At 65.0% G+C, this 20,855-nt stretch carries 22 protein-coding genes; 18 read left to right on the forward strand and 4 right to left on the reverse strand.

The annotated features are described in order from the left end of the window. Positions 1-16: 16 nt before the first annotated feature. From NNX38_RS06540 to murA, 11 genes are all read left to right on the forward strand, one after another. On the forward strand, positions 17-499 hold the full coding sequence (locus NNX38_RS06540; RefSeq protein WP_255797277.1) for a hypothetical protein: 483 nt from the start codon (positions 17-19) through the stop codon (positions 497-499). Between the two features lie 353 nt (positions 500-852). Beyond that, the gene (atpB, locus tag NNX38_RS06545; RefSeq protein WP_229949509.1) at positions 853-1,656 is read left to right on the forward strand and encodes a F0F1 ATP synthase subunit A; all 804 of its coding nucleotides are present in this window, start codon (positions 853-855) and stop codon (positions 1,654-1,656) included. 72 nt (positions 1,657-1,728) lie between these two features. After that, positions 1,729-1,950 (forward strand): ATP synthase F0 subunit C, encoded by a 222-nt coding sequence (atpE, locus tag NNX38_RS06550; RefSeq protein ID WP_227918267.1) that lies wholly within the window; start codon positions 1,729-1,731, stop codon positions 1,948-1,950. A gap of 44 nt (positions 1,951-1,994) precedes the next feature. Then, on the forward strand, positions 1,995-2,543 hold the full coding sequence (locus tag NNX38_RS06555; RefSeq protein WP_255797279.1) for a F0F1 ATP synthase subunit B: 549 nt from the start codon (positions 1,995-1,997) through the stop codon (positions 2,541-2,543). After that, positions 2,543-3,358, forward strand: a complete 816-nt coding sequence (locus NNX38_RS06560) for a F0F1 ATP synthase subunit delta (RefSeq protein WP_255797281.1) — start codon at positions 2,543-2,545, stop codon at positions 3,356-3,358. The genes NNX38_RS06555 and NNX38_RS06560 overlap by 1 nt, the downstream gene beginning before the upstream one ends. A gap of 100 nt (positions 3,359-3,458) precedes the next feature. Continuing rightward, a complete protein-coding gene (gene atpA / locus NNX38_RS06565; protein ID WP_255797282.1) occupies positions 3,459-5,096 on the forward strand; it encodes a F0F1 ATP synthase subunit alpha in 1,638 nt (545 codons plus the stop codon). 99 nt (positions 5,097-5,195) lie between these two features. Next, a complete protein-coding gene (locus NNX38_RS06570) occupies positions 5,196-6,089 on the forward strand; it encodes a F0F1 ATP synthase subunit gamma (RefSeq protein ID WP_229949496.1) in 894 nt (297 codons plus the stop codon). 77 nt (positions 6,090-6,166) lie between these two features. After that, on the forward strand, positions 6,167-7,630 hold the full coding sequence (gene atpD, locus NNX38_RS06575) for a F0F1 ATP synthase subunit beta (RefSeq protein WP_255797283.1): 1,464 nt from the start codon (positions 6,167-6,169) through the stop codon (positions 7,628-7,630). Positions 7,631-7,635: 5 nt separating this feature from the next. Further along, on the forward strand, positions 7,636-7,929 hold the full coding sequence (locus NNX38_RS06580; protein ID WP_227918261.1) for a F0F1 ATP synthase subunit epsilon: 294 nt from the start codon (positions 7,636-7,638) through the stop codon (positions 7,927-7,929). A 9-nt stretch (positions 7,930-7,938) separates the two neighbouring features. Then, positions 7,939-8,367 carry a DUF2550 domain-containing protein gene (locus NNX38_RS06585; RefSeq protein ID WP_227918260.1) on the forward strand — a complete coding sequence of 143 codons (429 nt, stop codon included), beginning with the start codon at positions 7,939-7,941 and terminating at the stop codon, positions 8,365-8,367. A 105-nt stretch (positions 8,368-8,472) separates the two neighbouring features. Then, positions 8,473-9,738 (forward strand): UDP-N-acetylglucosamine 1-carboxyvinyltransferase, encoded by a 1,266-nt coding sequence (gene murA, locus NNX38_RS06590; protein WP_255797286.1) that lies wholly within the window; start codon positions 8,473-8,475, stop codon positions 9,736-9,738. Positions 9,739-9,814: 76 nt separating this feature from the next. Here the strand turns inward: murA and NNX38_RS06595 are convergent, their stop codons facing one another. The 3 genes from NNX38_RS06595 to nucS form a co-directional block, all read right to left on the reverse strand. Beyond that, on the reverse strand, positions 9,815-10,018 hold the full coding sequence (locus tag NNX38_RS06595) for a cold-shock protein (RefSeq protein ID WP_146361532.1): 204 nt from the start codon (positions 10,016-10,018) through the stop codon (positions 9,815-9,817). Between the two features lie 233 nt (positions 10,019-10,251). Further along, complete coding sequence (locus NNX38_RS06600; RefSeq protein WP_255797288.1) at positions 10,252-11,469, reverse strand: N-acetylglucosamine-6-phosphate deacetylase; 1,218 nt, start codon at positions 11,467-11,469, stop codon at positions 10,252-10,254. A 49-nt stretch (positions 11,470-11,518) separates the two neighbouring features. After that, a complete protein-coding gene (gene nucS, locus NNX38_RS06605; protein WP_229949485.1) occupies positions 11,519-12,214 on the reverse strand; it encodes an endonuclease NucS in 696 nt (231 codons plus the stop codon). A 40-nt stretch (positions 12,215-12,254) separates the two neighbouring features. Between nucS and NNX38_RS06610 the strand changes: the two genes are divergently transcribed. Continuing rightward, on the forward strand, positions 12,255-12,599 hold the full coding sequence (locus NNX38_RS06610) for a hypothetical protein (protein ID WP_229949483.1): 345 nt from the start codon (positions 12,255-12,257) through the stop codon (positions 12,597-12,599). 4 nt (positions 12,600-12,603) lie between these two features. On the opposite strand, the gene NNX38_RS06615 is transcribed toward NNX38_RS06610, so the two are convergent. After that, on the reverse strand, positions 12,604-13,950 hold the full coding sequence (locus NNX38_RS06615; RefSeq protein ID WP_255797290.1) for an AI-2E family transporter: 1,347 nt from the start codon (positions 13,948-13,950) through the stop codon (positions 12,604-12,606). A gap of 292 nt (positions 13,951-14,242) precedes the next feature. Between NNX38_RS06615 and NNX38_RS06620 the strand changes: the two genes are divergently transcribed. From NNX38_RS06620 to NNX38_RS06645, 6 genes are read left to right on the forward strand one after another with little or no spacing between them, the layout of a single operon-like run. After that, positions 14,243-15,937 carry a hypothetical protein gene (locus NNX38_RS06620; protein ID WP_255797291.1) on the forward strand — a complete coding sequence of 565 codons (1,695 nt, stop codon included), beginning with the start codon at positions 14,243-14,245 and terminating at the stop codon, positions 15,935-15,937. Positions 15,938-15,989: 52 nt separating this feature from the next. Then, complete coding sequence (locus tag NNX38_RS06625; RefSeq protein WP_255797292.1) at positions 15,990-16,952, forward strand: tetratricopeptide repeat protein; 963 nt, start codon at positions 15,990-15,992, stop codon at positions 16,950-16,952. A 16-nt stretch (positions 16,953-16,968) separates the two neighbouring features. Beyond that, complete coding sequence (locus tag NNX38_RS06630) at positions 16,969-18,072, forward strand: NADH:flavin oxidoreductase/NADH oxidase (protein ID WP_255797293.1); 1,104 nt, start codon at positions 16,969-16,971, stop codon at positions 18,070-18,072. A gap of 28 nt (positions 18,073-18,100) precedes the next feature. Beyond that, complete coding sequence (locus NNX38_RS06635; protein WP_255797294.1) at positions 18,101-18,874, forward strand: ABC transporter ATP-binding protein; 774 nt, start codon at positions 18,101-18,103, stop codon at positions 18,872-18,874. Further along, positions 18,856-20,430, forward strand: a complete 1,575-nt coding sequence (locus NNX38_RS06640; RefSeq protein ID WP_255797295.1) for a transporter — start codon at positions 18,856-18,858, stop codon at positions 20,428-20,430. Before NNX38_RS06635 ends, NNX38_RS06640 begins: the two co-directional genes overlap by 19 nt. 24 nt (positions 20,431-20,454) lie before the next feature. After that, positions 20,455-20,763 carry a DUF3039 domain-containing protein gene (locus tag NNX38_RS06645; protein WP_227918249.1) on the forward strand — a complete coding sequence of 103 codons (309 nt, stop codon included), beginning with the start codon at positions 20,455-20,457 and terminating at the stop codon, positions 20,761-20,763. Positions 20,764-20,855: the final 92 nt, after the last annotated feature.

Genomic DNA, 20,855 nt, shown 5'->3' on the forward strand with positions numbered 1-20,855 from the left:
GAAGATTGCCTCCACCATGAGATCCGCAGACGGTACCCGCCCCGGCGGATACCTGACCCCCTCCGGGCCAACGAAGGCCCCCTGGCTGGGGATCCTCGGGAAGGCCCTTGCCGTGACCGGCTCCGCCGCAGTCCTGGCGGCAGTCGCGGCGGCTCTCACGACGGACCTGTTTGCAGCGGCGAGCTCCCTTCTGGGCTGGTTCCTCATTGCCGCATTCTTCGGAATCAGCCTCCTGGTCGGCCACGTCGTCGGACGTAGCAATCCCTCCGGAGCCATCGGAATGTTCGCGGTTACCTATGCCATAAAGGTTGTGGGCTTTGCCGTCATTCTTTTCGGGCTCGGAACACCTGTTTGGCTGCACCGGGAATGGTTTGCCCTGACTGCCGTTGGCGCCGTGGTCCTTTGGCAGGCAGCGGAAATCCGTGCCTTCTCGAGGACCCGTCACCTGATTTACAACGATGCTGACGATTCCAGTCCCCAAGGAGGCGCAAATGCCTAAGAATCGGCCCTCGTCCGGCCCTGCGGCGTTCCAGGAACCGTCCTCCCGGCGGCGCGCTCTGCTCCAGTATGTCCTTGCGGGAATCATCGCCCTGGGTTTGATAGGGTGGAGCCTGGATAGTCTCCTGGGAACTCGCTGGATTTTACCGGCCGGTATCGTTCTGGGCGCGGTCAGTGGCTACTATGTGGCCTCCGCGCACAGGCGCACCTCGGGTGCAGACCGACCCGTCACGGGCGGAAAACAGCCGGATACGGATAAATCGAATTGATTTCACAAAACCGAATTAATGGGCGCACATCATGCGTGCCCACCAATGATATGCCCAACGATGGACACAGCAGAGAGGAAACGCGTTGATCGCGCTTGCGCTTCCCGCCTCCAATGACGAGGGATTCGTCGCACCTACCCTCGAAGACATGCACCTCCCTGAGATCCTTCCCTGGGGCGCCGAAAGCGGTGAAGGATTCGGAAAGCAGATGCTGCTTATCCTCCTTTCCGTCATCCTTATCGGGTGGTTCTTCGTAGCCGCAGCCCGCAAGGGCCAGATGGTCCCGGGCCGGCTGCAGTTCCTGGGCGAATGGAGCTATAACTTCGTCCGCAACTCGATCGGCCGGGACATCATCGGTGAAAAGGACTTCCGGTCCTTCACTCCGCTGCTGTTCGCGCTGTTCTTCTTCATCCTGATCAACAACCTGTGGGGCACCATCCCGCTGGCCCAGCTGCCGACCACGTCGCACGTGGGCACGGCCTATGCACTGGCCGCGATTGTCTACTTCACCTGGATTATCGTCGGGATCCGGAAGCACGGTCTGGGTTACTTCAAGTTCGCCACCGTCCCGTCCGGCGTGCCGATGGCCATCCTGCCCCTCGTGGTGCTGATCGAAATCATCTCCACCTTCCTGGTCCGTCCGATCACGCACAGCCTGCGACTCTTCGCGACCATGCTGTCGGGCCACCTCATCATCATGCTTGCCGGCAGCGGAACCGCGTTCCTGCTGCTCGAGGCTGAAGGACTGTTGAAGCCGCTGGGTGCGCTCACCCTGGTAGGCGGCGTCGCCATGTTCCTGTTCGAAGTTTTGATCCAGGTCCTGCAGGCCTACGTCTTTACCCTGCTGACCGCGATCTACATCCAAGGCTCCCTGGCCGAGGAACACTAAACCTCCCCTCACCGGGGAACCCCCTGAACCATGCAACCTGCCCAATGGGCATCTTGAAAGGAACAAAACCAAATGACTGGTGTTTTGGATATCGAAGGCAACATCAACCTCGTCGGCTACGGCCTGTCCGCTATCGGCGGCGCCATCGGCGTGGGCCTGGTCTTCGCGGCCTACATCAACGGCGTTGCCCGCCAGCCTGAAGCGCAGCGCGTTCTTCAGCCGATCGCCTTCCTGGGCCTGGCGCTGACCGAAGCACTGGCTATCCTTGGTCTGGTTTTCGCGTTCGTTCTCTAACTTCAGCGCGTATTTTCCTAACCAAGTAGATAGGACGGATTGAAATGAACGAGGCACTAATCCTCGCCGCTGAAGAAGGCGCGAATCCTCTGATCCCAAACATCTGGGAGATCCTCGTAACACTGCTTGGCTTCGCCGTGCTGATGTACATCGTCGTCAAGTTCGTCGTCCCGATGTTCGAGAAGACGTATGCAGAGCGTACCGAGGCCATCGAAGGCGGACTCAAGAAGGCCGAAGCCGCACAGGCTGAAGCCAGCGCGGCTCTGGATGAATACAAGCAGCAGCTGATCGATGCCCGTACCGAGGCCAACCGGATCCGTGAGGAAGCACGCGCCGAAGGCGCCCAGATCCTCGCTGACCTGAAGGCAAAGGCCGGCGCCGAATCCGCCCGCATCATGGAACAGTCCCACGTCGCCATCGAAGCGGAACGCCAGGCAGCTGTCGTTTCCCTCCGCAGCGAAGTAGGAACCCTCGCCACCGAGCTGGCCAGCAAGATCGTCGGCGAGTCCCTCGCTGACGATGCTCGTGCCGCCCGTGTGGTTGACCGCTTCCTTGACGATCTGGAAACCCAGAACGCAGGTGCGGTCCAGTAATGGCAGGTATATCGAGCGAGTCACTGGCCGCGGCGCAGGAGAAGCTGGAAGCAAAGCTTCCCGGCGCAACCCTGACCCTGGCCGAGGAACTCTTTGGAATTCTGGGCCTGCTGGACAGCGACGCTGGACTTATGCGTGCCCTGACGGATCCGGCTCGTGAAGCCTCTGCCAAGGCAGCCCTGGTCTCCAAGCTGGTCGGCGGCAAGGTTTCGGCCGACGCTGAGCAGCTGGTTGCTTCTCTGGTGGAGTCCCGGTGGCGCACTTCGCGTGACCTGGGCGATGCCCTTGAAACCCTGGGTGCAACGGTTGTCTCCGCTGTCGCGGAGAACAAGGGTCCCGGCCTGGCCGGCCTTGAAGCACTGGAAAGCGATTTGTTCCGCTTCAACCAGACCGTTGCAGCCAACCACGAGGTGCAGCGTGCCCTGCAGGAACCGCAGGCATCGGCCGAGGCCAAGTCCGTACTGGCGCAGAAGCTGGTACCGGGCATGGGCGCCGAAGCAAAGGTGCTGGTCACGCAGGCAGTAACCGCCCCGCGCGGCCTGCGTCCTGCAGCACTGGTCAACCGTTTCATGGAACTGGTAGCCGGTCGCCAGCAGCGGTGGATTGCAGAAGTGCAGTCCAGCCGCCCGCTGACGCAGGAACAGCAAAAGCGTCTGCAGTCCTCTCTCAACGGACTGTATGGCCGCGAGCTGAAGATCAACGTCAACGTGGACCCGGCGATTCTCGGCGGCATTCGTGTCACAGTGGGGGATGAAGTAGTTGATTCCACCGTTACGACGCGCCTGACTGAACTTCGCCGAAAGCTCGCTGTCTAGTCACCTTGATGGCCCTAGAAGGCCGTCAGAATTTTTGAGAACCAATCACGGTCATCGGCTTTTACGCGATGATCACAACATAGGAGAGCAGGGACTGCAGATGGCCGAATTGACCATCAACGCCGACGACGTCCGTAATGCGTTGAACGAATTCGCGGCGTCCTACGAACCCGGAAACGCAGAGCGCGTTGAAGTTGGCCGCGTAACAACCGCCAGCGACGGCATTGCCCGTGTGGAGGGCCTGCCCTCCGTTATGGCGAATGAGCTGCTTCGGTTTGAGGACGGCACGCTGGGCCTCGCCCAGAACCTTGACACCCGTGAAATCGGTGTCGTAGTACTTGGCGATTTCGCCGGTATTGAAGAAGGCCAGGAAGTTCACCGCACCGGTGAAGTCCTGTCCGTACCCGTAGGCGACGCCTTCCTGGGCCGCGTTGTCGACCCGCTGGGCGAGCCGATGGATGACCTCGGCCCGATCGCCGCTGAGGCGCGCCGTGCACTGGAACTCCAGGCACCGGGCGTTACCCAGCGCAAGTCGGTTCACGAGCCGCTTCAGACCGGCCTCAAGGCAATCGACGCCATGATCCCGATCGGCCGCGGCCAGCGCCAGCTGATCATCGGTGACCGCAAGACGGGTAAGACCGCCATTGCCGTTGACACCATCCTGAACCAGAAGGCCAACTGGGATTCCGGCGACGTCCAGAAGCAGGTTCGCTGCATCTACGTAGCCATCGGCCAGAAGGCTTCCACGATCGCTGAAATCAAGCGCACGCTGGAAGACAAGGGCGCCATGGAGTACACCACGATCGTGGCCTCCCCGGCATCCGACCCCGCCGGCTTCAAGTACCTGGCACCGTACGCCGGCTCGGCCATCGGCCAGCACTGGATGTACGGCGGCAAGCACGTCCTGATCATCTTTGATGATCTGTCGAAGCAGGCTGAAGCCTACCGCGCCGTGTCGCTGCTGCTGCGCCGCCCGCCGGGACGCGAAGCCTACCCGGGCGACGTCTTCTACTTGCACTCCCGCCTGCTGGAGCGTTGCGCCAAGCTCTCCGACGAGCTCGGTGCCGGCTCGATGACCGGTCTACCGATCATCGAAACCAAGGCAAATGACGTCTCGGCCTACATTCCGACCAACGTTATTTCCATCACCGACGGCCAGATCTTCCTCCAGTCGGACCTCTTCAACGCCAACCAGCGCCCCGCCGTCGACGTCGGTATCTCCGTCTCGCGCGTCGGTGGTGCTGCACAGCAGAAGGCCATGAAGAAGGTCTCCGGTACGTTGAAGCTGGAACTGGCCCAGTACCGCGACATGCAGGCATTCGCCATGTTTGCCTCGGACCTGGATGCCGCTTCGCGCCAGCAGCTGACCCGCGGTGCACGCCTGATGGAACTGCTCAAGCAGGGCCAGTACGCCCCGTACCCGGTGGAAGACCAGGTGGTCTCCATCTGGATGGGCACCAACGGCTACCTGGATGACGTCCCCGTAGAGGACGTCCGCCGCTTCGAGTCCGAGTTCCTGGAACACGTACGCCACTCCTCGTCCGTCATGACCGTCCTGGCCGAGACGAACAAGCTCGAGGATTCCACGGTTGATGAGATGAAGAGCCTCATCACCAAGTTCAAGCAGGGTTTCTTCGGCGAAGGTGACGACCGCATGGTCGCCGCCGGCAACGAAGCTACCTCCGCCTTGGACGAGGACGCCGTAGACCAGGAAAAGATCGTCAAGCAGAAGCGCTAGCGGCTTTGAAGTTCCGCTGCCGGGCCCTGGGTCCGGCAGCGGAACCTTAGGCCATTGCCTTAGCCCCTAGCTTCAACGCTAGGAACTGAAAGGAAGAGTATGGGAGCCCAAATTCGGGTCTACCGCCAGAAGATCGCGTCGACCACGTCGATGCAGAAGATCTTCAAGGCGATGGAGCTGATTGCTGCCTCTCGCATTGGAAAGGCGCGCACCCGTGTGGCTGCGTCACTGCCTTACTCCAATGCGATCACCCGTGCCGTTTCTGCTGTGGCATCCCAGTCGGAGATCGATCATCCGCTGACCACCGAACCGGAGCAGATCCGGCGCGCAGCCGTGGTCATCATGACCTCCGACCGCGGTCTTGCCGGATCGTACTCCGCCGGTGTCCTCAAGCAGGGCGAAGCACTCAATGAATTGCTCCGTGACGAGGGCAAGGAAGTTAAGACCTACCTTGTTGGACGCAAGGGGCAGGCGTACTACGAATTCCGGAACCGTTCAGTAGAACGGGTCTGGACCGGCGGTACCGACGCACCCGAGTTCGAAACAGCCCGTGAAATCGGCAAGGCACTCCTCGATGACTTCAACACGGCCTACGAAGACGGCGGCGTGGACGAAATCCACATCGTCTACACGCGCTTCAAGTCCATGGTTATTCAGGAACCTGCGGTCATCCGACTGCTGCCGCTGGAGGTAGTGGAGGAAGAAGCCCAGTCAAACGCTGAGTTCCTGCCTCTCTACGAATACGAGCCCGAGCCGGAAAAGGTCCTGGACGCACTGCTGCCGCGCTACATCGAGTCGCGCATCTTCGCAGCCATGCTCCAGGCCGCCGCTTCCGAGCTTGCTGCCCGCCAGCGCGCCATGAAGGCCGCAGGGGACAACGCCACGGACCTGATCAAGAAGTACACGCGACTTCGCAACAACGCCCGTCAGGCCGAAATCACCCAGGAACTTTCCGAGATCGTCGCCGGTGCGGACGCGCTCAGCGCCTCCTAGCCTGCCCCGCTCGAAGATAAGTTCAAACGCATAAAAAACTTAGTCCACACGCCATCTAACTGAGTGAAGTGAGAGAGATGACTGCCCAAACTGTCGAGCACGGATCTAAATCCGTAGCCTCGGGTGCCACCGGCCGTATCGCCCGTGTCATCGGCCCGGTTGTCGACGTCGAATTCCCGGCTGACGCAATCCCCACCATCTACAACGCACTGACCACCGAGCTGACGCTCGACGGCCAGACCCGCACCATCACGTTCGAGACCTCCCAGCACCTGGGTGACAACCTCGTCCGTGCCATCTCCCTGCAGGCCACCGACGGCCTCGTCCGCGGCGCTGCCGTGTACGACACGGGTGCTCCCATCTCCGTGCCGGTAGGCGACGGCGTCAAGGGCCACATCTTCAACGTCCTGGGCCAGCCCCTGGACGTTACCGAAGACAAGCTGGAGATCTCTGAGCGCTGGCCGATCCACCGTTCGGCTCCGAACTTCGCGGACCTTGAGGGTTCCACCGAGATGCTGGAAACCGGCATCAAGGTGATTGACCTTCTTACCCCGTACATCAAGGGCGGCAAGATCGGCCTGTTCGGCGGTGCCGGCGTCGGCAAGACCGTGCTGATCCAGGAAATGATCACCCGTGTTGCCCGCAACTTCGGTGGTACCTCGGTATTCGCCGGTGTCGGCGAGCGTACCCGTGAAGGCAACGACCTCTGGGTTGAAATGGAAGAGGCGAACGTCCTGAAGGACACCGCCCTTGTATTCGGCCAGATGGATGAGCCGCCGGGAACGCGCCTCCGTGTGGCACTGTCCGCTCTGACCATGGCGGAATACTTCCGCGATGTGCAGAACCAGGACGTGCTGCTCTTCATCGACAACATCTTCCGCTTCACGCAGGCAGGCTCCGAGGTTTCCACCCTTCTCGGCCGCATGCCTTCCGCTGTGGGCTACCAGCCGAACCTGGCTGACGAGATGGGTCTGCTGCAGGAGCGCATCACGTCCACCAAGGGCCACTCGATCACGTCCATGCAGGCCATTTACGTGCCTGCAGATGACTACACCGACCCGGCCCCGGCCACCACGTTCGCCCACCTGGACGCGACCACGGAACTTTCCCGTGAAATCGCTTCCCGTGGCCTGTACCCGGCCGTGGATCCGCTGACCTCGACGTCGCGTATCCTCGACCCGCAGTACGTCGGCCAGGCGCACTACGACACGGCCATCCGCGTCAAGCAGATCCTCCAGAAGAACAAGGAACTGCAGGACATCATCGCGATCCTCGGCGTCGACGAGCTCTCGGAAGAGGACAAGATCGTCGTGTCGCGTGCACGCCGCATCCAGCAGTTCCTGTCCCAGAACACCTACACCGCCAAGCAGTTCACCGGTGTTGAGGGTTCGACGGTTTCCATCAAGGACACCATCGAAGGCTTCCGGGCCATCTGCGACGGCGACGTTGACCACATTGCCGAGCAGGCGTTCTTCAACGTCGGCGGCATGGATGACGTTGAGCGTCAGTGGGCGAAGATCCAAGAGCAGACCGGGAAGTGAGCCCCATGGCGGACGCTGCTGAACTCGAAGTTGAGATTGTTGCTGCCGACCACTTCGTGTGGTCGGGAGCGGCAAAGATGGTCAAGGCCCGCACCAGCGACGGCGAGATCGGGATCCTTCCCGGGCACTCACCGGTGCTGGCCATCCTGGCAGAGGGCGGACTGGCCATCGAACCGGTGTCCGGTTCCCGCATTGAGGTAAGCGTCGACGGCGGATTCTTCTCCGTCGACAACAACCGGGTGGTCATCGTGGCGGACAATGCCAAGGTGACCAACGAAGCAACCGCCGGGACCCGCTGACTCCTTCCGATGGACAGCTCCTATGTGTTCATTGCGTTGGCCGCCCTCTTCGGGCTGCTCGTCCTTGCAGTAGTGCTCTTCGGGGTGCGCCGCAGCCAGCTGCGGCGCGCCCTGGGGACCTTCGATGCCTCCATCTGCCTCCCCCCTGCGGGGTGGCGGATGGGGGTTTGCCGTTATACGGACACCCATTTGGAATGGCTGCGCCTGGTCTCGCTGAGCCCGCGTCCGCCGTACCGTTTCCTGCGCAGTTCGCTGGAGATGGCCGGCTGGCGGGAGCCCACTGAAGCCGAGCGTGCGCGTATCCAGCCCGGTGCCGTCGTCGTCAGCTTGAACTACCAGGGCAGCATCATCCTGGTGGCCATGAAATACGAGGCCTATACGGGCTTGTCTTCATGGGTGGAAGCCGGCCCCGTGGTCGGCATCGGTACCTGGCGCTAGACGCCGGGCCGGCAGGAAAAAGCTTTGCTTAGAAGGCACAGGGAATTGTCCCTGTGCCTTTTTTGCTGCCCGCGGGTGCCTGTCCCGTCCGCCTACTATGGAGTAATGGAAGACGTCATTGTTGTTACCGGCCCGTCCACCCTTCACGGAGCCGTTACTGTCCCGGGTGCCAAGAACAGCGTCCTGAAGCTGATGGCGGCGACGCTGCTTGCGCAGGGCCGATCCGTCATCACGAATGTCCCCAACATCCAGGATGTCTGGATCATGGCGGAGCTGCTGCGCCGGCTGGGATGCTCGGTGGATTACGACGTCGACGCCGCGTCCGTTGCCGTAGACGTCCCCCAGGAGCTGGGCCACCAGGCGGACTATGACCTCGTCCGCGCCATGCGTGCCTCCATCTCCGTGCTGGGACCGCTGGTGGCCCGCTGCCGGCGCGCAGAGGTGGCGCTGCCGGGCGGAGACGCCATCGGTTCCCGCGGACTGGACATGCACCGCGCCGGGCTGGAACTCATGGGCGCCGAGATCGGCATCGACCACGGGTACCTGGTTGCCTCGGTCCCGGAAGGCCTGCACGGCGCAGACCATATCCTGGACTTTCCCTCCGTAGGCGCCACCGAGAACCTCATGATGGCCGCCACCCTGGCCCGCGGACGCACCGTGATCGATAACGCTGCCCGGGAACCGGAAATCACGGACATTGCCCGCATGCTCAACGGCATGGGCGCGCAGATCAGCGGCGTGGGCACCAACACGCTCGTTATCGACGGAGTTCAGGAACTGCACCCGGTGGAACACCGCGTGGTGCCGGACCGGATTGTCGCCGGCACCTGGGCCTTCGCGGCAGCGATCACCGGCGGGGAGATCGAGGTGCGTTCCGCGGATGCATCGGCGCTGGCCGTGGTACTCGACAAGCTCACCCAGGCGGGCTGCGAAGTCAGCACGGGGGAGGACGGCTTCACCGTGAAGGGGCCGGCCCGTCCGGAGCCCATCAATGTCTCCACACTGCCGTATCCCGGGTTCCCGACCGACCTGCAGCCCTTCGTGGTGGCCCTCAACGCCGTCTCAAACGGCTCGGGCATGGTCACCGAGAACGTTTTCGAAGCGCGCTGGGGCTTCACCTCCGAACTGGCGCGGCTCGGAGCGGTGGTACGCCTCGACGGGCACCACGCCCTGATCCAGGGCGTCGAGCTGCTCTCCGGTGCACCCGTGGTGGCCAACGACATCCGGGCCGGCGCGGCCCTTGTCATAGCGGGCCTGGCCGCTGACGGAACCACGGAAGTGCGGGGCGTGGACCATATTGACCGCGGGTATGAAAGATTCATGGAGAATCTCCGGGGTCTCGGTGCGAACGTGGTCCGCCGGCGCGGGTAGCGGAATCAATAACTAGAAAGCCCCCGGCATTTGCCGGGGGCTTTCCTTATTTTCCTGCGAAGAAAGTGCGGGAACCTTAGAGGGCGGTTACGCCGGTGGCCTGGGGGCCCTTGGCGCCCTGGCCGATCTCGAAGGAAACGCGCTGGTTTTCGTCGAGGGTCTTGAATCCGTTGGTCTGGATTTCGGAGTAGTGAACGAAGACGTCGCCGTCGGAGTCGTCCGGGGTGATGAAGCCGAAGCCCTTTTCGGCGTTAAACCATTTGACGGTACCCTGAGCCATTTGTTTCTCCTCATAATGTGGAACTTACCTGCACAGTCCGTGCCGGATATGTTACTGAAGCAAGAAAGCCCAAGTTCTTGCCGTTCAGCAGTTCCTTGAGGAGCTTCTCACTCGCAACGGTCTTGCGAGCATGAAAAAACACCTACACAAAGACTTGGTAACAGCGTTGCATAACCGAAATGTCTGGTCAATGGTCGAAACGAAATATTTGGAACTTTTTTTTCCGTGCTTTTCTAAACCGGTAGCCACGTTCCGCAGCGCAGGACCGCGTGCAGCTCCAGGTCCGGCGAGACCACCAGTGCATCGGCGCGCAGACCGCGGCGCAGGGCACCCACTTCATCGGCGAGCCGCAGCACGTCTGCGGGCACCGCAGTGGCAGCACCCACGGCGTCGGCGAGCGGCACACCGGCAGCGACAGCCGTGCGTACGCACTGGAGCAGCGTGGCCGTGCCGCCGGCCAGCGTGCCGTCGGGCAGGCGGGCCGTCCCGTTCCCCACCACGACGTCGGCAGAGCCAAGCCGGTAGGTGCCGTCGCCCAGCCCGGTGGCCGCCATGGAATCACTCACGAGGGCCACGTTGGCACCGCCTACAAGCTCGAAGACGGTGCGTACGAGGGCGGGGTCCAGATGCGCCCCGTCGGCGATAAGCTCCACCACGGCCGCCCCGCTGCGTGCGGACCGCAGACTCGCTGCGACTGCGCCGGGGGAGCGGTGGTGCAGCGGATCCATGCCGTTGAACAGGTGCGTCACCGTGGGGCGGGGGGCGTAGCCGCCGAAGCCGGCCTCTTCCATTTCCTCCCGGGCGGACTCCAGCGACTCGGCAGCAACGGGGTCCGCGGCGGCGGTATGCCCCAGCGACGGCGTCACGCCGTGCAGGACCAGGCGGTCCACCAGATCGTCTGCACCGGGGAGCTCGGGAGCATAGGTCATGGTGACCAGTTCGCTGTCCGCGGCCTCTATCAGCTCATCCACGAAGCCCGGGTCCGGCGGGATCAGGAACCTCGGGTCCTGCGCGCCGCAGCGCTCCGGCGCGAGGAACGGCCCTTCGGCATGGATTCCGGCAATGAGCCCTTCCCTCGCCAGGGCCCCGAGCCGTGCGGCAGCAGCAAGCAGGTCCGGACGGGACGCGGATACCGTGCTGGCGAGCAGCGTGGTGGTTCCCGCCGAATGCAGGAAGGCAGCTGCCCGCCGGATTCCCCCGGCATCGGAGCTGGTGAAATCGCTTCCCGCTGCGCCGTGGCAGTGCAGGTCCACGAGTCCGGGAAGGATGAGCGAACCGGCCGGCAGGGGCGCGGGCTCCGGCCAGCCGGCGTCGTCAAAACCGCCGGCCGGGCCGGCGTAGGTGATCCGGTCCCCGACAAACGCGAGTGCGCCGTCGGGAACCAGCTCGTCCGGGGTCAGCAGGCTGCCTCGGAGGTAGCCGCGGTCCCGGCTGCGCGCTGTGGGGTTCATGCACCGATTCTAGGCATGTTGCCCGGCGGCCGGGAGCGGGGCGGGGGAGTCAGAAGAGGCGGGAATCCCGGTCATCCACGCCGCGCATCGCGTCGTAGTCGAGCGTGAGGCAGGTGATCCCGCGGTCCTCGGCCAGCACGCGGGCCTGGGGCTTGATCTGCTGGGCGGCGAAAATACCGCGGACCGGAGCCAGCAGCGGGTCCCGGTTGAGCAGTTCCAGGTAGCGGGTCAGCTGCTCCACGCCGTCGATGTCTCCACGCCGCTTCAGTTCCACGGCCACCGTGGCGCCCGTGGCGTCGCGGGCCAGGATGTCCACGGGGCCGATGGCCGTCATGTATTCGCGGCGGATCAGCGTGTGGCCCTCGCCCAAGCGGTTGATCTGTTCGGCCAGCAGGCGCTGCAGGTCTGCTTCCACGCCGTCCTTGATGAGGCCGGGATCGGTTCCGAGGTCATGGGAGACGTCCGAGAACCGCTCGTGGATGCTGATGATCAGGCGGTCGTCGGTCTTCGCGCTTTGGACGTTCCAGACTTCCGTGACGCCGGCTTCGGCGTCCGTCTCGTCCGGTTCGAGGCTGCGCATGGTGGCCGGCGGGCTCATCCAGTTCAGCGGTTTGTAGGATCCGCCGTCGGAATGGATCAGGACGGAACCGTCGGCCTTCACCATGAGCAGCCTTACGGCCAGGGGCAGATGGGCACGGAGGCGGCCGACGTAGTCAACGGAGCATCGGGCTATTACTAAACGCACAGTTGCACTTTACCGGCTGAACTACGGCAAAATGACTTCTATGCCCCGTTCGAACCATCCCCGCCGCACGCCTGCCGCCGGCAGTGCTGCCGGCCGGAACGCCCGCCGCAAGTGGGCTTCCGCCCCGCCGGAAGGGGATCTGGAACGCACGCGTGCCGGTATTCCGCGCCGTGAAAGCGGTCCCGACGGCGAATGGTCGGTGCGGCAGATCACGGCCGGCAACGCCGCAAAGGACTATCGGTGCCCCGGCTGCGGGCAGATCATCCCGCCCGGAACCGCGCACCTCGTCGTGTGGCAGGAAGACTCGCTGCTGGGCCGCCAGACCGCCGTCGAGGGTCGGCGGCACTGGCACAACCACTGCTGGCGGATCCGCCGCAGATACTGACGGGCTACTGCCGGTCCTGCCGGGCGATGAAGACTTCCTTGAGCAGCAGCAGGGTGGCGGCCGCCGTCGGGATGGCTATCAGCGCCCCCAGTACTCCCAGCAGGCTGCCGCCGGCAATCACGGCGATGACGGCGACGGCGCCGGGCACTGCCACGGCCCGCTGCATCACGCGGGGGGAGACGAAGTAGGCCTCGAACTGCAGGTAGGCCATGTAGAGGATGGCGAAGACCACCGCCGTCTGCCAGCCCTCCGTCAGGGCCACCAATGAGACCAGCACGAGCGCTATGGGCGGGCCCACCAGCGGGATGAATGCGAGCAGCGCCACCAGGAAGGCCAGCAGCACCGAGAACGGCACGCCGGTGATGGTCATCACGATGAAGGCATAGGTGGCGTCCAGCAACGCGACCAGGCCCTGGCCGATCACGTAGTTGCCGACGCTGCCGGTGATTTCCTCTGAGAGGGCCTCCACCCGGCGGCGGCGGCTGCGCGGGGCAAGCCGGTAGGCCCACTTCTTCATCGACGGAAGGGAGGCCAGGAAGTACAGGGTCAGGACCAGGATGATCAGGGCACCGAACAGGCCGTTGGCAATCACCGTCCCCACGCTGAGGACCCCGCCGAAAATGCCGCCCACGGCGGAGCTGTTAGAGAAGAAGCTGCCGACTTCCTGCTCGATGCGGTCACGGATCTGGAACTGCTTGTCGATGTTGACGAAGAAGTCCGAGGCAAGGAAGTTGTTGATATAGCCCGGAGCGTTGGCGATGATTTCCGTCGACTGGCTGACGATGGTGGGGATCAGCGTCGCAAAGAAGGCCGTAACGACGCCGGCGAGCACCAGCACGGTGATGGCGATGCCGGCGGGGCGGGGGATCCGCCGCGCGGCCAGCCAGCGGACCACCGGATCCAGTCCCAGGGCAATGAACAGGGCGGCGCCGATCCAGACCAGCAGCTCGCCGACGTTGGTGATGACGAAGAACAACAGCAGGGCCAGGCCAACGCCGACCGTGAGCATAAAACCAAAGTAGATGGGATGGGCGCGCAGGCTCCCGCTTTCCGGGTCATGCCCCTGCCCGCTGCCGCTGACGCTGAGCCGTTCATCGGGAAGCCGCACGTCCTCGTCGACCGTGATCTCCGGACCGGCTGCGTCCTCGGGCGGAAATTCGAAGCGCGGCCGCGGCCGGGCGCCGGGAACGCCGTGGCGCAGGCTGTAGCGGACACGGTCCGCAGCGGTGGAAAGGAATCCGGGCAGAGGGGTGCGGGGCGCATTCCCGTCAGGGGCATTCCCGTCCGCCGCTTTTTTGTCCGCAGGGCCGGGGAGCGGCGCGTGGACGGGCACGTCCTCGTTATCGCTCATTTCGCGCGTTTCTCCTCTGCCTGATTGGGCTGCCGATACGAACCGAAACCTTACCAGCCGGCGCGCCGCCGAAACCGTTTTCCGCTTACGCGCATCCGGCGGTAACCGCGCCGGTTCATCACCCGAATGGGTGCTCTGGAGGGATTTCGTTACCATTGGGTTACCAAGTGCCAGGACATCAATGACCAGCTGCGAATTAGCCGCCGCATTCCGGCGCCCGCGTTCGGGCCTGCCGGTTCGGAAAATCCGCCGCCCTGCCATGTCATTTGCCCAGACTGAAGATAGGTAAGTTGTGCGAAACAAATTTGCGGTTCCGCTGATCGTCCTCGGGGTGCTGCTGATGCTGATAGGCATTGGCCAGCGCACGTTCTGGGCGCCACCCGAGACACAGTCGGTTTCCATGGAAGCCGAGGGCACCGAGGGTGCCGTGGTCACCGTACTGGAACCGGAACTGCTGGCCGAATACTCCGACGGCGTGGACATCACCGTCCGTTCGGATGCTCCCTTCACGCTGGCGGTTGGCCGGGCCAACGATGTCCAGGCATGGGTGGCCGACGCCGCCGCCACCCGGCTTAGTCCGGGAGACGGCAACTCGGACCTAACCGTCGGCACCGACAAAACCGGCAAGACCGCTCCGAATCCTGCCGGTTCTGACCTCTGGGTCATTGAAGAGTCCGGTGAAGGCGAACTGTCCTACGACTGGGAGGCGCCGGGCGAGGGCGACTGGCGGATGCTGCTCGCCACGGACGGCACCGCTGCCGCCCCCACCGACGTGACCCTGACCTGGGCGAATGACGCCACCCGTCCGTTCGCCGTGCCGCTGATTGTCATCGGTGCCCTGCTGGCCGTCCTGGGCCTGGCCCTCGCCTTCCTGCGCAGCGGCTCCGACGGTCCGCGACGCAGCAGCCGCCGCAGCGCCGGTCCGGAGACCGGGCCTGCTGACAAGCAGCCCAGCGTCTCGGGAACGACGTCGGCCTTCACCGCCGCCGCCCCCAACCGCCGTCGTCCGGCCTTCCTGGCCGCTGCTGCCGCCGCCGTTCTGGCAGCGGGCTCTGCCCCCGCAGCGGCGCTGGCTGCCGACGAGTCCGCCGCCGGGAGCCAGCCGGTAATTGTGGATTCCCAGCTGACCCGCATCCTGGATTCCGTGGCCGGCACGGTCGAGGCGGGCGACGCGGCCAAGGATGCGTCGATGCTGAAGCCGCGCGTCGGCGGCGCCGCCTACGCCATGCGTGCTGCGAACTACGCCGTGGCCGCGAAGTCCGCCGACCATGAAGCCCCTGTGCCGGTGGCCGCGGAAACGCTGCGGACCCAGTCGATCGGCACCGCCGCCGACTGGCCGCGCACCGTCGTCGCTGTGACCCAGGGCGAGGAAAACCCGGTGCCCCAGGCGCTGCTGCTGGTCCAGGACTCGGCCAGGGACAATTACAAGCTCGTTTCCGCTGTCCAGATGCTGCCTGCCAGCACCTTCCCGCAGCCGCCCGCTGCCACCGAAGGCTCGGCCCAGATTCCCGCAGACTCGGACAACGGACTGGCCATGTCGCCGCAGGACGCCGTCGCTGCGCTGGCAGACTCCCTGACCAATCCGGAGGGCGAGAACAAGGACACCTTCGGCGCCAACCGGTTCAGCGAGGACGTGGTCAAGTTCCAGCAGCAGGTGCAGAGCGACCCGAAGAATGAGTTCGCCACCAACACGTTCCAGCATGCCGCCGATCCGAAGGAAACGTACGCACTGCGGACCGAGGACGGCGGGGCCATCGTGTTCGGCTACCTGTCCAACACGTTCTCCAGCACACCCAAGGAAGCCGGCGACTCGGTCAACCTTGAAGGCACCGTCTACCAGGCATTGACCGGCGAGACGAACACCGACAAGGGCATCGACGTCACCCACGGCGAAGCCGTAATGCTTTACGTTCCGGCTTCCGGCGGCACCAGCCAGGCCCTGGTAGTGGGTGCAGCGCAGGAACTGCTGTCCGCGAACCTTTTGTAGGAGGAAGCGTTGGGCTTGCCGGTGGACGGGCGAGGCGTAATAAGGTGAAGAAATGAGCACACCGAACCATCGCCCGTCACCGGCAGCCCCCTCCTCGATGAACCTGCGGGGTGCAGTTGACCTCTCCGCCCTCAAGGCACGTTCCACGGCCCCGGCGGCCCCCGCAGCCCCGGGTGGAGCTGCCCCCGGAGCCGCTCCCGCGCCGTCACCGTTCGTGGTGCAGGTCTCGGAACAAACCTTCCCCCAGATTGTCCAGCTTTCCGCCGAAGTTCCGGTGGTCATTGACCTGTATTCCGATGCGAGCCCCGACTCGCAGCAGGTCTCCGCAATCCTGGCGTCCATCGCCGTGGAACAGAACGGCCGGATGCTGCTGGCACGGGTGGACGCGGAAGCTTACCCGCAGATTGCACAGGCCTTCTCCGCCGTCACCGTTCCCACCGTGGCCGCAGTGATCAAGGGCCAGCCGGTGCCGCTCCTGGACCGGCCGATGCCGGAGGAACAGATCCGTGCCCTGGTCGGCGAGCTGATGCAGGTGGCCGCCGCCAACGGTGTCAACGGGTCCCTGGAAGGCGGTACCCCGGAAGAGGCGCCGGAAGCGCCGCTGCCCCCGCTCCACCAGGAAGCCTTCGACGCCATCAACGCCGAGGACTACGACGCCGCGGCTGCGGCCTACCGCCGGGCACTTGCCGAGCAGCCCGCCGACGCGGAAGCCAAGGCCGGCCTGGCGCAGGTGGAACTCATGGCCCGGCTGCGTGACGCTGACGCGGAGGCCGTCCGACGGGCAGGCGCCGAAGAGCCTGACAATGTGCAGGCGCAGCTTGCCGTCGCGGACCTGGACATTGCCGGCGGGCACGTCGAGGATGCTTTCCGCCGGATCACCGGCCTGATCGGCAGGGTGCACGGCGAAGACCGTGAAACCGCCCGGCTGCGGCTGCTTGACCTCTTCGAAGTGGTGGGCATCGCCGATCCACGGGTCACCAAGGCCCGTTCCGCCCTCGCCCGGGCACTGTTCTAGGCTGCGGGGCCTTTCCTTGGACACGTCATCGCTTTTTGACCCCGTCACCCTGCGCGGAATGGAGCTGGCCCACCGCGGATGGGTGGCCGCCATGTGCCAGTATTCCGCGGACGCCGCCCATGCGCCCGGCGTACCCAATGACTGGCACCTGATGCATCTGGGCTCCTTCGCCGCCGGCGGGGCCGCCCTGATCATCACCGAGGCCGCTGCGGTTCAGCCGGAAGGACGGATCAGCCCGCAGGACGCCGGGATCTGGAACGAGGCGCAGGCCGCCGCCTGGCAGCGCATCACGGATTTCGTGCACCGGCACGGCGCCGTCCAGGCGCGCATCGGCATCCAGCTGGCCCACGCCGGGCGCAAGGCCTCCACTTATGCTCCGTTCGCTGCCGGCACAGGCAGCGTGCCGCAGTCCGACGGCGGCTGGCAGACCGTCGGACCGACGGCGGACCCGTTCGGCAGCTACGCGGCTCCCGCCGCCCTGGATGAAGCGGGTATCCGGCAGATAATCCGCGACTTCGCCGATGCGGCTGTCCGCTCGGTCGACGCGGGCTTCGACACCATCGAAATCCACGGCGCGCACGGCTACCTGCTGCACCAGTTCCTCAGCCCGCTGGTCAATACCCGCACCGATGCGTGGGGCGGGGACGAGGCGGGGAGGAACCGGCTGACCCTCGAGGTCATCGACGCGGTACGGGCTGTGATTCCCGATTCCATGCCGCTCCTGCTGCGGATCTCCGCCACGGACTGGATGCCCGGGGGAGTGGACGCCCAGTCCTCGGTGGTCCTGGCCCGGGCTGCGCGGGAACACGGAGTGGATCTGGTGGATGTTTCCACCGGCGGAGCCGTTCCCGGGGCCACGATCCCCGTCGGACCGAATTACCAGGTGGAGTATGCCGAAGCGGTCCGGCACGGCGCAGGAGTGCCTACCGCCGCCGTCGGACTCATCGATTCCGGTACGCAGGCGGAGAAGATCCTGCAGGCCGGCTCCGCGGACGCGGTCCTCATTGCCCGTGCCGCCCTGCGGGATCCGCACTGGTGGATGCGTGCAGCGGCGGAGCTGGACGCCAAGCTGCCCTGGGTGCCGCAGTACGAGCGGGCCGCTCGGCGCGGCATGTTCTAGCCGGTACGGCGATGGCTAGGCTATGGCCATGACATCGACACCGGATCCCGTCCCGGCTCTCGCCGTCCGGGGACTAGCCAAGCAGTTCGGCCGGAAGACTGCCGTCAACGGCATCAGCCTCGAAGTGCCGCAGGGCTCGTTCTACGGGCTGGTCGGCCCAAACGGAGCCGGCAAGACCACCCTGTTGTCGCTGGCCACCGGGCTGCTGCGTCCGGATGCGGGCTCCGCCTGGGTACACGGCACCGATGTGTGGGCCCGTCCCTTGGAGGCCAAGCGGTTGATGGGCATACTGCCGGACGGTGTCCGGCTCTTTGACCGGCTGACCGGCGAACAATTGGTGACGTACGCCGGCCTGCTTCGCGGGATGGACCGGGAAACGGCGCATTCCCGCACGAAGGACCTGCTGGCCGCCATGGATCTTGCTGCCGATGCAGGCACCCTTGTGGTGGACTACTCCGCCGGCATGACCAAAAAGGTGGCCCTGGCCTCGGCCCTGATCCACGCTCCCCGCCTGCTGGTGCTGGATGAACCGTTCGAAGCAGTGGATCCCGTCTCGGCCGCCAACATCCGCGACATCCTCTCCGACTATGTCGCCGCCGGCGGCACGGTGATTGTTTCCAGCCACGTTATGGACCTGGTCCAGCGGATGTGCGACCACGTGGCCGTAGTGGCCGGCGGAAACCTGCTGGCCGCGGGAACGCTGGACGAGGTCCGCGGCGACACCAGCCTGGAGGACCGCTTCGTTTCACTGGTCGGCGGGCGCACCCACGCGGAGGGGCTGGAATGGTTGCGCACCTTCTAAGGCTGAAGCTGCTGCTGCTGCGCAACTCTTTGAAGCGCAGTCCCTGGCAGTTGGTGGGGATCATACTCGGCGGCCTGTATGCGCTGTCCCTGCTGGTTGTCCTGGCGGGAGCCCTGTTTGTTTTCGGAGCCGATCCCGCCCTTGCCCGGACTGCGGTGATCCTGGCAGGGAGCACAGCCGTGGTTGCCTGGGCAGTGATTCCCGTGGCATCGTCGGGGCTGGACCTGACCCTGGACCCGGCGCGCTTCACCACCTATGCCGTCCCGGTGCCGCAGCTGCTCGCGGGCCTGGCCGCGGGCGGGCTCATCGGCATTCCGGGCACCGTCACGCTGCTTGCCGTGCTGGCGCAGGCCGCAAGCTGGTACCGCTCGCCGGCTGCGCTGGCCGCAGCGCTTGTACTCTCGGCCGTTGCAGTCTTCACGTGTCTTATCGCCGCCCGGGTGGCCGTGGCAGCAGCCGTCTCCCTGACCGGCTCCCGCAGGTTCCGCGAATTCACCGGACTGCTGCTGATCATTCCGCTTGTTCTGCTGGGGCCCATCATTGCCGGTGTTGCCGACGGGATCCGGGCCGGCGCAGAGTTCCTTCCAGGCCTCGCCGAGGTGCTGTCCTGGACGCCGCTGGGCGCGGTGTGGGCGGTCCCCGGAGACATTGCCATTGGCCACTACGGTGCTGCTGCGGCGAAGACCCTTATCAGCGCGGCCTTCCTGGCACTCCTGGTGCTGGCTTGGAAAACCCTGCTGCTGAGGGCCCTGGTCCGCCCGCCGCAGGCCGGCGCCGGGCGCAAGGCTGCAGGCCTGGGGCTGCTCGCCCGTTTCCCGGCCACTCCCACCGGTGCCGTGGCCGCCCGGTCGCTGATTTACTGGCTGCGGGACCCGCGCTACAGCGCTTCGCTGCTGATCCTCCCGCTGCTCGTTGTGGTCCTGCTGTTCGCGGGCAACAACGCCGGTGCGGAAGCGGGCCTGATGGTACCGCTGGCGCTGGGGCCGCTGGTGGCTTTTATGCTGGGCTTCTCCATCAGCGCGGACGTTTCCTATGACAGCACGGCGTTCGCGCTGCATCTGGCCACCGGCGTGTCCGGACGGGCGGACCGTGCCGGCCGGGCACTGGCCTGCGCAGTGCTGAGCGTGCCGGCCGTGCTTGCCGCAGCCGTCCTTCCGGCGGCCCTGACCGGGCACGCGGACCTCATAGCCCCCGTACTGGGGGTTTCCCTGGCGGCGCTGATGATCGGGCTGGGGGTTTCCAGCGCAGTGTCTGCGCGCTACACCTACAACGTGCCGCTGCCGGGGGAAAACGCATTCAAGACCCCGCCCGGTTCCACCGGCCGGGCCCTGCTGGTCCAGGGTGCCTTCAGCCTCGTGACCTTTGCGTTGCTGGTGCCCGTGCTCGTTCCGGGAGTGCTCGCCGTCGTGCTGGAAAGCACTCTGTGGGGAGTTGTGACACTGCTCGCGGGACTGCTGCTGGGTGCGGCGGTGCTGATCCTCGGGATCCGGCTGGGCGGACGGTGGCTGGACGCGCGCGGGCCGGAACTGCTGCAGCAGGTCTCCATCAACAAGTAGTCGGCGGGTACTAAGATGGAACGCATGAGCCTGCCTCCCGATCCTTTCGAAAACGATCCACGCCGCCTGGATGACAACGGTACGTCCACGGCAACCATCGAGCGCGAAGAACTGCGCGAAGAGCTGGAACCCGGCGACAGCGAACGCTTTGCCCACTATGTGCGCAAGGAAAAGATCATGGAATCGGCGCTTTCGGGCGAACCGGTTATTGCTCTGTGCGGCAAGGTCTGGACGCCAGGCCGGGATCCCCAGAAGTTCCCCGTCTGCCCCACCTGCAAGGAAATCTACGAGGGCCTGCGTCCCGAAGGCGACAATCCCAAGGGCAAGAAGTAGTTCGTCGCTCCGTTTCCCAGCCTTCCTGTGTGAAGGCAGTTAGTCCTGATGCCTGCATGACCTATGTGTTTACGCCTGCGCCCGTGCGCAGT

The sequence above is a fragment of the Arthrobacter sp. zg-Y238 genome, from assembly GCF_024385525.1.
Classification (GTDB): Bacteria; Actinomycetota; Actinomycetes; order Actinomycetales; family Micrococcaceae; genus Arthrobacter_B; species Arthrobacter_B jinronghuae.

What these genes read in the sequence shown, in the direction of transcription:
- atpA (WP_255797282.1), top strand. Translation starts at nt 3,459, where the DNA reads ATGGCCGAATTGACCATCAACGCCGACGACGTCCGTAATGCGTTGAAC.
- NNX38_RS06585 (WP_227918260.1), top strand. Translation starts at nt 7,939, where the DNA reads ATGGACAGCTCCTATGTGTTCATTGCGTTGGCCGCCCTCTTCGGGCTG.
- murA (WP_255797286.1), top strand. Translation starts at nt 8,473, where the DNA reads ATGGAAGACGTCATTGTTGTTACCGGCCCGTCCACCCTTCACGGAGCC.
- atpD (WP_255797283.1), top strand. Translation starts at nt 6,167, where the DNA reads ATGACTGCCCAAACTGTCGAGCACGGATCTAAATCCGTAGCCTCGGGT.
- atpE (WP_227918267.1), top strand. Translation starts at nt 1,729, where the DNA reads ATGACTGGTGTTTTGGATATCGAAGGCAACATCAACCTCGTCGGCTAC.
- NNX38_RS06645 (WP_227918249.1), top strand. Translation starts at nt 20,455, where the DNA reads ATGAGCCTGCCTCCCGATCCTTTCGAAAACGATCCACGCCGCCTGGAT.
- NNX38_RS06580 (WP_227918261.1), top strand. Translation starts at nt 7,636, where the DNA reads ATGGCGGACGCTGCTGAACTCGAAGTTGAGATTGTTGCTGCCGACCAC.
- NNX38_RS06595 (WP_146361532.1), bottom strand. Translation starts at nt 10,018, where the DNA reads ATGGCTCAGGGTACCGTCAAATGGTTTAACGCCGAAAAGGGCTTCGGC.
- NNX38_RS06570 (WP_229949496.1), top strand. Translation starts at nt 5,196, where the DNA reads ATGGGAGCCCAAATTCGGGTCTACCGCCAGAAGATCGCGTCGACCACG.
- NNX38_RS06555 (WP_255797279.1), top strand. Translation starts at nt 1,995, where the DNA reads ATGAACGAGGCACTAATCCTCGCCGCTGAAGAAGGCGCGAATCCTCTG.
- NNX38_RS06610 (WP_229949483.1), top strand. Translation starts at nt 12,255, where the DNA reads ATGCCCCGTTCGAACCATCCCCGCCGCACGCCTGCCGCCGGCAGTGCT.
- NNX38_RS06540 (WP_255797277.1), top strand. Translation starts at nt 17, where the DNA reads ATGAGATCCGCAGACGGTACCCGCCCCGGCGGATACCTGACCCCCTCC.
- NNX38_RS06600 (WP_255797288.1), bottom strand. Translation starts at nt 11,469, where the DNA reads ATGAACCCCACAGCGCGCAGCCGGGACCGCGGCTACCTCCGAGGCAGC.
- NNX38_RS06635 (WP_255797294.1), top strand. Translation starts at nt 18,101, where the DNA reads ATGACATCGACACCGGATCCCGTCCCGGCTCTCGCCGTCCGGGGACTA.
- NNX38_RS06625 (WP_255797292.1), top strand. Translation starts at nt 15,990, where the DNA reads ATGAGCACACCGAACCATCGCCCGTCACCGGCAGCCCCCTCCTCGATG.
- NNX38_RS06560 (WP_255797281.1), top strand. Translation starts at nt 2,543, where the DNA reads ATGGCAGGTATATCGAGCGAGTCACTGGCCGCGGCGCAGGAGAAGCTG.
- NNX38_RS06615 (WP_255797290.1), bottom strand. Translation starts at nt 13,950, where the DNA reads ATGAGCGATAACGAGGACGTGCCCGTCCACGCGCCGCTCCCCGGCCCT.
- NNX38_RS06640 (WP_255797295.1), top strand. Translation starts at nt 18,856, where the DNA reads ATGGTTGCGCACCTTCTAAGGCTGAAGCTGCTGCTGCTGCGCAACTCT.